This is a genomic window from Micrococcus sp. LASM2_SD2, from assembly GCF_057364565.1.
The window spans coordinates 1-2,448 of the sequence record NZ_JBNFOB010000289.1; the positions used below are offsets into that span (position 1 = coordinate 1).

General features: G+C 70.8%; 3 protein-coding genes. All 3 read right to left on the reverse strand.

The features are described from left to right. Window positions 1-109 precede the first annotated feature (109 nt). The gene (locus AC2W7A_RS11525) at window positions 110-259 is read right to left on the reverse strand and encodes a hypothetical protein (protein ID WP_485991472.1); all 150 of its coding nucleotides are present in this window, start codon (window positions 257-259) and stop codon (window positions 110-112) included. A gap of 108 nt (window positions 260-367) precedes the next feature. Beyond that, window positions 368-1,909: an alanine/glycine:cation symporter family protein gene (locus AC2W7A_RS11530; RefSeq protein WP_485991473.1), complete on the reverse strand. Its 1,542-nt coding sequence runs from the start codon at window positions 1,907-1,909 to the stop codon at window positions 368-370. A gap of 67 nt (window positions 1,910-1,976) precedes the next feature. Next, the coding region (locus AC2W7A_RS11535; RefSeq protein WP_485991474.1) for an RNase H family protein at window positions 1,977-2,448 on the reverse strand (472 nt) is incomplete at its 5' end.

Here is a 2,448-nt window from a genome sequence, read left to right on the forward strand (position 1 = left end):
CCGACCAACACGCACAGGGTGCGCGGGAAGGCGGGGGCGAGTGCCGTCGTCGGGCCTCAGACGCGGCGCGGGAGCGCCAGGTGACGCTGCGCCGACGCGCCCGCAGAGTTCAGCGGCCGCGGCCGAACAGCGAACGCCAGCTGATGCCGACGCCGCGGTTCGAGACGTTGAAGATGCCGAAGCGGCGACCCACACGGGGGCCGCCACGGCCCACGGAGGCGGTGGTGTTCTTGCCGATGCGCTTGCCGATGCGGAACATGATCGGATCCTTTCGATCGTCGGATGCTGTGGAACGGCCTACGCTACGACTCCGCCCCGAGCAGGGCCAGCGTGCGCTGCCTGTGCAGATCCCCAGAGTCCTCGGAGATCAGGCCTGGTGCGAACCGCCCGCACCACCCCTGTGGCGCTGACGGCCCGGCCAGTACTCGCCGCCGGCCGGATCGCCCGGCACGGTCCTCATGGCCGTGGTCTCGCCCTCGCGCCACAGCTCCACGCCCTTGGCCTCAGGCAGGGAGGCGGCGCGGAACACCGGGTCCAGGCCCTGCTTCCGCTGGTCCTCGTAGTCCTTCAGCATCTTGATGGCCAGCCCGCCCAGCGGGATGATCGCCACCAGGTTGATGGTCGCCATCAGCGCGGAGAACGTGTCCGCCAGGGACCACACGAGCAGCACCTCGCCGAGCGCGCCGCCCACCACGCACAGCAGCACCAGCACGCGGAACGCCGTGATGAACGCCGGGGCCTTCGCGCCGGCCATGAACTGGATGTTCGCCTCGCCGTAGTAGGTGTTGCCCAGCACGGAGGACCAGGCCAGGAAGAAGATGACCGCCGTCAGGAACGGGCCGGCCCACGCGCCCACCTGCGAGCCCAGCGCGGACTGGGTGACCGCCATGCCGACGGCCTCGCCGTCGCCGTAGGCCGGGTTGGACAGCAGGATGATGAACGCGGTGGCGGAGCAGACGATCAGGGTGTCGAAGTAGACGCCCAGGGACTGCACGAAGCCCTGCTTGGCGGGGTGGGACACCGCGGCGGTGGCGGCGGCGTTCGGGGCCGAGCCCATGCCGGCCTCGTTGGAGAACAGGCCGCGGCGCACGCCCTGCATGATCATGGCCATGCCGACCGCGGCGCCGGTGACCTGCTCCAGACCCAGGGCGTGACGGACGATGTGGGTGATCATGGCCGGGACCTCGGTGATGTTGAGGGCCACCACGAACAGGGCCACCAGGATGTAGGCCGACGCCATGACCGGGACGATCACGTTGGTCACCGCGGACAGGCGGCGCACGCCGCCGAAGATCACGGCGCCCGTCAGCACGGCCAGGCCGATGCCGATCACCCACGGCCAGGAGAAGGTCATGCCGCCCAGGGTGAAGGTCTCGCCCCAGTTGGCCACCACGGATTCGGAGATGGAGTTCGACTGCACCGCGTTGAACACGAAGCCGTAGGTCAGGGTGATCATCACGGCGAACAGGACCGCCATCCAGCCCTGCCCGAGGCCGTGCTTGATGTAGTAGGCCGGGCCGCCCACGAAGCCGTCGTGGCCGCGGCGCTTGTACAGCTGGGCCAGGGCGGACTCGATGTACGCGGTGGCGCCGCCGAACAGGGCCAGCAGCCACATCCAGAACACGGCGCCCGGGCCGCCGATCACGATGGCGATGGCCACGCCGGCCACGTTGCCCGTGCCCACGCGGGAGGCCGCGGAGATGGTGAACGCGCGGAAGGCGGACACGCCGTCCGCCTTCTCCTCGTCGGTCGGCTTGGCCAGGACCGAGCGGACCATCTCCGGCAGCATCCGGAACTGGACCGCACGCGTGCGGACGGTGAAGAGCACGCCGGCGACCACCAGGAGGGCGATCACCACGTACCAGTAGATGTCATTGAACGCCGTGACGGCGTCGGTGAGTGCTTCCATGGAACGCCACCCTACTGGGGAATCCCGGCACGTCAGACGCGTGCCGCAGGGGGAGCGGGTCCCGGTCTCAGCCGGTGGGGATGTCCACCTCGTCGCAGTCCATGTGACCGGAGGCCAGGCCCTCCCAGGCGCGGGCGATCCGGTCCAGCCGGTCCACCTGCTCGTCCCGGCCGGTGCCGGCGAGGGTGTTGCGCGCGATGGACCGCGCCAGGGCGTCCGCGAGCTCGTTGCCGTGATGGCCCACGTGCCCCTTGATCCAGCGCACCTTCACGGTCTTGCCCAGTGTCCCGATGTAGTCGCGGATCTCCAGCAGGTGCCGCAGCGACTTCCGGACCCGGTCCCCGCGGGCGCCGCCGAGGGTGAGGGGCTCGGCCACCGCGTCCCGCAGCAGCGCCAGGGCCGCACGGGAGTCCGAGTGCATCACCACCGGGCGGTCCTGTGTGCCCGCCCAGGCGGCCACCACGTAGCCCAGCAGGAGGGCGTCCAGCTCGGACTCCACCGGACGGGTGGCGCCGGGGACGGTGCGGGCGGCCCACAGG

Excerpts from the sequence above, each read along its gene's own strand:
- AC2W7A_RS11525 (WP_485991472.1), bottom strand. The coding sequence starts at position 259 with ATGTTCCGCATCGGCAAGCGCATCGGCAAGAACACCACCGCCTCCGTG.
- AC2W7A_RS11530 (WP_485991473.1), bottom strand. The coding sequence starts at position 1,909 with ATGGAAGCACTCACCGACGCCGTCACGGCGTTCAATGACATCTACTGG.